This is a genomic window from Lamprobacter sp., from assembly GCF_034860625.1.
Classification (GTDB): domain Bacteria; phylum Pseudomonadota; class Gammaproteobacteria; order Chromatiales; family Chromatiaceae; genus Lamprobacter.
Genome location: NZ_JAYESN010000163.1, coordinates 1 through 7,416 on the forward strand (window position 1 = coordinate 1; position 7,416 = coordinate 7,416).

General features: G+C 62.3%; 7 protein-coding genes and 1 pseudogene. 6 read left to right on the forward strand and 2 right to left on the reverse strand.

Annotation, left to right across the window (positions count from 1 at the left end; genetic code table 11):
• The 4 genes from VBE63_RS22585 to VBE63_RS22600 all read left to right on the forward strand — a co-directional run.
• Window positions 1-1,783, forward strand: a 1,783-nt coding sequence (locus VBE63_RS22585) for an alpha/beta hydrolase (protein ID WP_323685271.1), incomplete at its 5' end; no start/stop codon positions are given.
• A gap of 10 nt (window positions 1,784-1,793) precedes the next feature.
• Entirely contained in the window at window positions 1,794-3,239 is a 1,446-nt protein-coding gene (locus tag VBE63_RS22590) for a hypothetical protein (RefSeq protein ID WP_323685272.1), read from the forward strand.
• Between the two features lie 137 nt (window positions 3,240-3,376).
• Entirely contained in the window at window positions 3,377-3,661 is a 285-nt protein-coding gene (locus VBE63_RS22595; RefSeq protein ID WP_323685273.1) for a DUF433 domain-containing protein, read from the forward strand.
• Window positions 3,658-4,026, forward strand: coding sequence for a DUF5615 family PIN-like protein (locus VBE63_RS22600; protein WP_323685274.1), 369 nt, complete (start codon window positions 3,658-3,660; stop codon window positions 4,024-4,026). Before VBE63_RS22595 ends, VBE63_RS22600 begins: the two co-directional genes overlap by 4 nt.
• A gap of 92 nt (window positions 4,027-4,118) precedes the next feature.
• On the opposite strand, the gene VBE63_RS22605 is transcribed toward VBE63_RS22600, so the two are convergent.
• Complete coding sequence (locus VBE63_RS22605) at window positions 4,119-5,135, reverse strand: alpha/beta hydrolase (protein WP_323685275.1); 1,017 nt, start codon at window positions 5,133-5,135, stop codon at window positions 4,119-4,121.
• A gap of 389 nt (window positions 5,136-5,524) precedes the next feature.
• Between VBE63_RS22605 and VBE63_RS22610 the strand changes: the two genes are divergently transcribed.
• Window positions 5,525-6,583: a patatin-like phospholipase family protein gene (locus VBE63_RS22610; RefSeq protein ID WP_323685276.1), complete on the forward strand. Its 1,059-nt coding sequence runs from the start codon at window positions 5,525-5,527 to the stop codon at window positions 6,581-6,583.
• A 136-nt stretch (window positions 6,584-6,719) separates the two neighbouring features.
• Window positions 6,720-7,091: a hypothetical protein gene (locus tag VBE63_RS22615; RefSeq protein WP_323685277.1), complete on the forward strand. Its 372-nt coding sequence runs from the start codon at window positions 6,720-6,722 to the stop codon at window positions 7,089-7,091.
• A 130-nt stretch (window positions 7,092-7,221) separates the two neighbouring features.
• Here the strand turns inward: VBE63_RS22615 and VBE63_RS22620 are convergent.
• A pseudogene (locus tag VBE63_RS22620) lies at window positions 7,222-7,416 on the reverse strand (dihydrolipoyl dehydrogenase); the annotation flags it as partial.

Sequence of the window (7,416 nt, forward strand, 5' to 3'; positions counted from 1 at the left end):
ACTGGCCAAGGCGGCGCTGGAGTCTGATCCGGTGTGGATCGATACCAATGCCGACTACTACCATCTGCCGAAGGCGCTGCATCCCAACCAAGGGGTCGCGTTCCATTGGTCGAACCTCGCGCTAACGGGTTTCGACTTGGCCCATAGCCAATCCCTGGGCTGGGATCAGGTCTCGAAAGAGGTCTTCACCTGGAGCCCGGACCCGCGCCTGGGCACCAACGCCGGCAGCCGCTTGCAACAGCTCGCGGCCCAGTTCGACGCCGTTGATCTCTGGTATCGGGATACCGTCGGCGAGACCCACAACCTCGACGCCCTGCTGCCGCAGATGCAGCCGCGCACGCTGGTGGTACACGTCGAGAACGACCAATGGCTGCTTGCCGGCGAGGCGCAGGCGGCCTCGGAGCAGATCCCGGGCGGGCTCTACACCGACTTCGCCAGCCCGATCGCGCACTATGCGGTGTTCAAGGCCCCCAATGCCCTCGCGCAAGACCAGACCTTCAACGCCTTCCTGCGCTCGGTCGGGATCATTGCCGATCAGGATGTCGTCTGCGAGGCCAGCAACTACCGCCGCCCGCGCGTCAACATGAGCCCGGACCCGGAGCAGTCGTTCTGGCTCGACGAGATGATCATGCCCTTCCCGGTCAAGTTCGCAAAGGTCAAGGATCAGCGCGGCGTCGACTGGGAGATCGGCTACATGGATGAATACTGCGGCGAGGAGAAGAACCCGCCGACGCTGGTCATCGTCCACGGCAAGGGTGCCTTTGGCGGCCATTATGGCCATCTGATGCGCTACGCGGTGGAGCGCGGATTCCGGGTCATCGTGCCAGATATGCCGCTGGCTGGCGTCTCCGGCCCTGGCAATCTCGACCAGCTTCAGGCGCGCACGCTGGATGATGTGCGCGATGCCTTCCACGCCCTGATCGCCGGCGAGCTGGGGGTCAAGAACGCCTGGTATTACGGCCATTCGCTCGGTGGCCAGACCGTGCTCGGCTATGCCCTGCGCTATCCCGAGGCCGTTCAAGGGCTGATCCTGGAGGGGCCGGCCGGTCTTGAGGAATATCCGACGCACTTCCAGCTCGGCGATCAGTCGCTGCCGATCTGCGACATCGACATCGCCTACGATCTCGACCAATGGCACGCCGCCTATGATCCGCTCGGCCTGGTCCAGATCGAGCTCGATCGCACGCCAGAGGGCATCCGCGACTTCTTCTATTTCAAGACGCGCGATGCGGCCGGTAACGCGGTACCGAGCCCGCTCGGCTACTTCGTCAACGACACCGAATACGCCCGCCTGCACACCGATCAACGCATCGCGATGATCAGCGGCAACCAGCGCGAATTCGAGCAATGGGCCTTCCTGTTCATCTACGACCTGTTCACCATCTGCGCCGAGAACGCTATTGAGGACGAGCAGTCCCTGTACAAGCGCCTGCCGCAGATTAAGGCGCCGATCTTCGCCGCCTTCGGCGCCCGCGAGCCGTTCATTCCAAGCACCTCGCTGAACGGGCTCACCGACCTGGCTGGGGACATCATCATCCCCTTCCGCGAGCGCATGACCGCCGCCGGCAATCCGCCAACCATCAAGCTCTATCCGGATGTCGGTCACTTCGTCCACACCGATGTGCCTGATGAATTCGCTCGCGATCTGGTTGGGTTTATCCAGACGGGACAAGTCGATGCGGTGACGCCGGAGGTGATCGACGCGCTGATCAATGGTGCAGCGCCGAGCGCCGCCCCATCCAGCGCGGCGGTTTCGGATCAACCCGCCGGTCTCTCTAAGTGAGGTGTGTGTGATGAAGAACCCTGAGAATACCCATCTAGGCGCGATGTCGCCAATGACTGCAGTGATCACGGCCCTAGCCGTCGCCTTGCTCGCCGCTTTGGTGATAGCCCTCAGCTTACCCGGCACGGCGCAGACCGCTGTTGCGGACAGTCTTCCTAGCACGGGCGGCAAGCCACCCCATCAGCGGCTCAGACCCCCAGCCGACGCGCTCACACCCAGCTCCGGCGTCATGGCGCTCGACCACGTCAAGCACTACTACGCGATCCCCAACTTCCGCCTCGGCGGGGAGTACGATCTCAATGCCGACCCGGCGAGCTGGCGCAACGGCGGCGAGGGCGGCACCACGCTTGAATCCTTGGGGTCAGAGCCATTGCGGGTCGCCTATATCGCCGTCGGCACGCCGAAGCGCAATGACGCCGGTGAGATCACCAATGCCATCGTGATCAACACCTTCTATTCCGGCGACGCGACCAACATGTACAACTTCTGGTACGAGGGCCAGGCCGGCAACGCCTTCTCCGGCGGTCCCATCGTCGGGCCCGGCCGGGTCATCGACACCGATCGCTACTATGTGGTCTTCCTCGATGCGCTCGGCCTCTGGGGTGCCTCCAAGCCCTCGGATGGACTCGGGCGTCGGTTCCCGGCCTACAGCTACTTCGACATGGTGCAGGCCAACCATCGGCTTCTGCGCGAGCATCTCAACATCGCCCAGGTCGAGGTGGTCACCGGCGTCTCGATGGGTGCCACCCAGGCCTGGGTCTGGGGGCTGATGCACTCGCCCAGCGGCTATGTCAAAGCGATCCTGCCGATCGGCGGCACCACCGCCTCCGACGCCGACGACCCGGTCGGGGCCTGGACCTTCCTGCTCGCTCAGGCCGCGATGGAGAGCGATCCCATCTGGCGCAAGACCAAGGGCCACTATTACCATCTGCCGATTGGAGAGCATCCGCGCCAAGGTCTGCAGTTCATGTGGTCAAGGCTGCAGCTGACCGGCTTCAGCTTCCCGCTACGCTCGGCGGCGCCCTGGGCCGAGATCGAGCGCGAGGTCTTCCACTGGCAGCCCGAAGGGGATCAGACGGCCGCCTTCATCGCCCGCACCAAGAACGAAGACGCGGTGGACTTCTGGTACCGCAACGATGCCGGCTTCCGCTACAACATTAACGCTGAGCTGGGGCGGATTCAGGCGCGCACGCTGGTGGTCCATGTCGAGACCGACAAATGGCTGCTGGTGGAGAACGCGAGGCAGGCAGCCGCCGCGGTGGATGGCGCGGTCTTCGCCAGCTTCCCGGACCCAACCGCCCATTACGGCGTGTTCCGCGCGCCCAATGTGCTGGCAGAGACCATTGGCGCCTTTATCGATGATCGCTTCACCACCGATCTGCCGGGCATCGCTGGTGCCGTCAACACTGGCCAGCAGGCGAGCGCGGAGGAGCGGCCGGCGGGACTGGCCAAGTAAGGCACGCTCATCGCCATGACGAGGTAACAGCACCAGAGGCCGCCAATTGGCGGCCTTGCGAAGCGATGCAAGGCCGCACTGTTCTCCATATCCACATCATGCGCGCAGACTCACGCCAAGCGTGCCAGAATCAGAGCTTGGAGGAACCGAAGACGTTTATCGCCCAGCTCGACCAAGATGACAACATGACTTATCCAGAGCTTGATCGCATCACCCTCGACCCGGCCAAGATGGGCGGAAAGCCCTGCATCCGCGGTATTAGGATCACGGTCGGGACCATTACCGGCTTGCTTGCCGCTGGCGAGAGTATTGAGAGCATCCTCTCCTGCTACCCAGATCTGGAACGGGATGACATTTTTGCTGCGCTGGCCTATGCAACGTGGCGGGCAGAGGAATATGACCTGCCGCTCAAAGCCGGATGAAACTGCTGCTGGACATGAACATGCCCGGCGTGTGGGTCGACTTTCTGCGCGCAGCTGGACACTCCGCCGTGCACTGGCGAGAGATCGGAGACATTCGCGCCGAGGATCGCGAGATCATGTCCTGGGCACGTGAGAATGATTATGTCGTCCTGACCCACGATCTGGACTTCGGCGCGTTGCTTTATCTGACTGAGGCTACTGCACCGAGCGTGGTCCAACTGCGTGCCGAGCACATCCTGCCACGTCATCTCGGCGATGTCGTTTTGGAGGCGCTTATCACGGCCGCCAAGCCCCTCGCCGAAGGGGCCTTGGTGGTCATCGACCCCAGGCGCCATCGGATACGTCTGTTGCCGCTCAAACGATGATTGCGATACCGGAGTTTCCGCGCCTAAACGAGTCCTGAGCTGAGCTGGATCCTATCGATATTGTCCCGCGTCCATAGTCAACGGCAATCGAATCAAACGGCACCGAAATAGTCCGCGAAGATCCGCGCGAAGCGCTCGGGCTGCTCCAGATTCATCGAATGGCCAACCTCGACGAAGCGCTTCAGTCGCGCATTCGGCAGACGCTCGACCATGCGCTCAAGATGCTCCACGGGAATCCACAAATCCTGCTCACCATAGAGGATCAGATGCTCGTGGCGCATCGCTGGCATGCGCTCGGCTAGCGCGCCCTCGGACCACTCACGGCCCAGGTCGTGCGGCGTGCCGAACCAGATCCCATCGGAGAGGATGCGGGTCTTGTCGACGAGGAGCGCAAATAGCTCACGCTGCGCAGGCGTGGTCAAGGCGGCAAATTGCGGCTGGTGGCCCGCGGCCAGGCTCGATGGCTCGAATAGGGTCGGCGCGGCGGTCGCCAAGCCCGCGAAGGCAAGCTCCCGCTCCGCCTGCATCGCCCGCAGCACCTCGAGTTGGCCTAGGTGCAGCTCGAGGCCAAATGGACTCACCGGATCGAGCATCAGCACCTTGGCGAAGCGCTCCGGCGCCAGCGTCAACAGGTGCGAGATGATGATACCGCCGGTGGAATGGCCATAGAGGTGACAACGCTCGATGCCGAGCGCATCGAGCAGCGCAAGATGATCGGCGGCATGGATGGCCATCCGGTAGTTGGCAAAGTCCGACAAGGGCTCAGGCTTGTCGGAATCACCGCAGCCCCGCCACTCGCTGGCGATGACGCGCAACTCGCTCGGCAGCAGCGGCGCGGCGAGGTCTAGCCAGTGGGCGCAGCCAAGGTTGCCATGGATCGCCAGCACCGGCAGAGCCCCATCTCCCGATCCGTGACCTGCTCCAGCACTCGCTCCAGCTTCGGCACCAGCACCAGCATCGGCACCAGCACCAGCACCAGCATCGGCACCAGCTTCGGCATCGGCTCCAGCACCTACTCCAGCAACCGCTCCAGTATCGGAACCGGCACCGGCCCTACCGCCGTGCTCAAGGACATTGATTGCGATCTCACCGATCTGAATACGTGGCATTGCCTTGGGCTCCAGCCGCTTGTCGTTGAGCGCCCCATGTTACTCGGTCGGAGCCCGAGCCAAACTGAGCCATGACCATAGAAAACTGAGCCGCAAGCAAGAGACTGGGTAGAGACTGCATGATGGTCATGAACAGCCGCCACAATAAGGACATCCTGTACGCTTGATCTCGCTTGATCACACCGATGATCACGCCTCATCAAGACCTGCTGACCAAAGTGCGCGACCCATTCGAACCGTCCAGCTGGATCGATAGGTATCGATCAGTCTTACCGATCTCTGTCCAGCGAAGATGGCCGGGCGACGCACGCACGCGATTGTCCATGCGATCCGAGGCTCGCATCCAGGTCGGATCAACAAAACGCCCAGACCAACATCTCAGAGCACCGATGAGCACCGCTAAACCAGCATCCGACTCGCACTCGCAGCCAGACCGCGAGCCACTCTCTGTCGATCTCGCCCTGCAAGGCGGCGGTGCCCACGGTGCCTTCGCCTGGGGCGTGCTGGACCGACTGCTGCAGGAGACCTGGCTGCACATCGAGGCGATCTCCGGCACCTCAGCCGGGGCGATGAACGCGGCGGTGATGAGCGATGGCTACGCGGCCGACGGGCCTGCGGGCGCCCAAGCCGCGCTGGAAGGCTTCTGGCGCCGCGTCTCCGAGGCCGCGCGCCTGAGCCCGCTCCAGCGCAGCCCCATGGACATCCTGACCGGCCAATGGACCATGGACAACTCGCCGTTCTTTCTCGGCATGGATATGGCCTCGCGCCTGTTCTCGCCCTACGACCTGAACCCGCTCGACATCAATCCGCTGCGCGATATCCTCGCGGACTGCATCGACTTCGGCCGTCTGGCCGCCTCGCCGATCAAGGTCTTCGCCACCGCGACCAATGTGCGCACCGGCCGCCCGCGCGTCTTCCGCAACGCCGAGCTGACCCCCGATGCCTTGCTCGCCTCGGCCTGTCTGCCAATGATGTTCCGCGCCATCGAGATCGACGGCGAGGCCTACTGGGATGGCGGCTTCTCCGGTAACCCGACCATCTCGCCGCTGGTACGCGAGTCCGATGCCCACGACACCATCCTGGTGCAGATCAATCCGGTCGAGCGCCCCGGCACGCCAAAGACGGCGCGCGACATCCTCAACCGCGAGAACGAGATCGCCTTCAACGCGCCGTTGCTCAAGGAGCTGCGCATGATCGCGCTGTTGCGCCGGGTCGCCAACGCCGGCGACTGCGAAGGCGCACGATGGGCGGCGATGCGCCTGCATCGGATCTCAAGCCCGGCGATGCTCGAGCTTGGCTATTCCTCCAAGCTCAACGCTGAGTGGGCCTTTCTGCTGACCTTGCGCGACGAGGGCCGCCGCCGCGCCGAGCATTTTCTCGAACAGCACGGCCCTGATCTGGGGCAACGCGCAAGTTTTGATCTCGACACGCTCCTGAAAGAGGACTGAACCCCATGGGCCTGATCGTTCGGGTCGTTCTAAGGTCCATCGCGCAGGATCACCTTTGACGGTAAAGTGTCTGATCCGGGGAATCCTGACCCCACAGATCACGCTCGATGTTGATCCAACTGTTTTGGAGGAAATCATGCCACAGCTTATTCGTGGTGACCTAGCGATCAAGACACCTGCTGAATTTGATTACCGTGGATTACACGGAACACCTTATTGCGTGATTTATTGCAACAGGGCATTAAAGAAAGATCGCCTTTACCTTCTCGACACCAAGGAAAGATTATATTATCCCATTGCTGAGTGGGATGACAATGACAGGGACGCAAGCAAAAAATGGTATGAATACCTTCTCAGCATCAATGACAAGATTGGAGAAGAGAGGGGGAGCCTGAAGGAACAAGGTTGCTCCTGGTCAGACCTGGATAAGGTTGAGCAGATTGTTCCAGATGAAGACAAGATGATCAAAGATTTGCAAAATGATTCTTGGTCTGTATTGATTAATTAGCAGCAGGGACTTAGCCGACTGGTCGACCGAGGCGATCAGGCCCTAGATGCAATACGCGCGGCTCCTTGAGAGTGATATTGAGATGCGCCGCAGTTGCGCTCGCGCAACTGCGGCCGCAGCGCACGCATGATCAGGAAGGCCGGCGAAGCGGTGCCACCTCGGTCACCGGCCCCGGATTCTTGGCCTCGACCTCGGCATAGAGCTGGCTGAACGCGGTCTTGAGCGCACCCTCGATCACCGGGTGATAGAACGGCATGCGCAGCACCTCGCCGACGGTCATGCGCTGCTCGATGGCCCAGGCCAGCAGATGCCCCAGGTGCTCACC

Bases quoted from the DNA above. Each gene is read 5' to 3' on its own strand.
- VBE63_RS22590 (WP_323685272.1), top strand. From the start codon at position 1,794: ATGAAGAACCCTGAGAATACCCATCTAGGCGCGATGTCGCCAATGACT.
- VBE63_RS22615 (WP_323685277.1), top strand. From the start codon at position 6,720: ATGCCACAGCTTATTCGTGGTGACCTAGCGATCAAGACACCTGCTGAA.
- VBE63_RS22610 (WP_323685276.1), top strand. From the start codon at position 5,525: ATGAGCACCGCTAAACCAGCATCCGACTCGCACTCGCAGCCAGACCGC.
- VBE63_RS22605 (WP_323685275.1), bottom strand. From the start codon at position 5,135: ATGCCACGTATTCAGATCGGTGAGATCGCAATCAATGTCCTTGAGCAC.
- VBE63_RS22600 (WP_323685274.1), top strand. From the start codon at position 3,658: ATGAAACTGCTGCTGGACATGAACATGCCCGGCGTGTGGGTCGACTTT.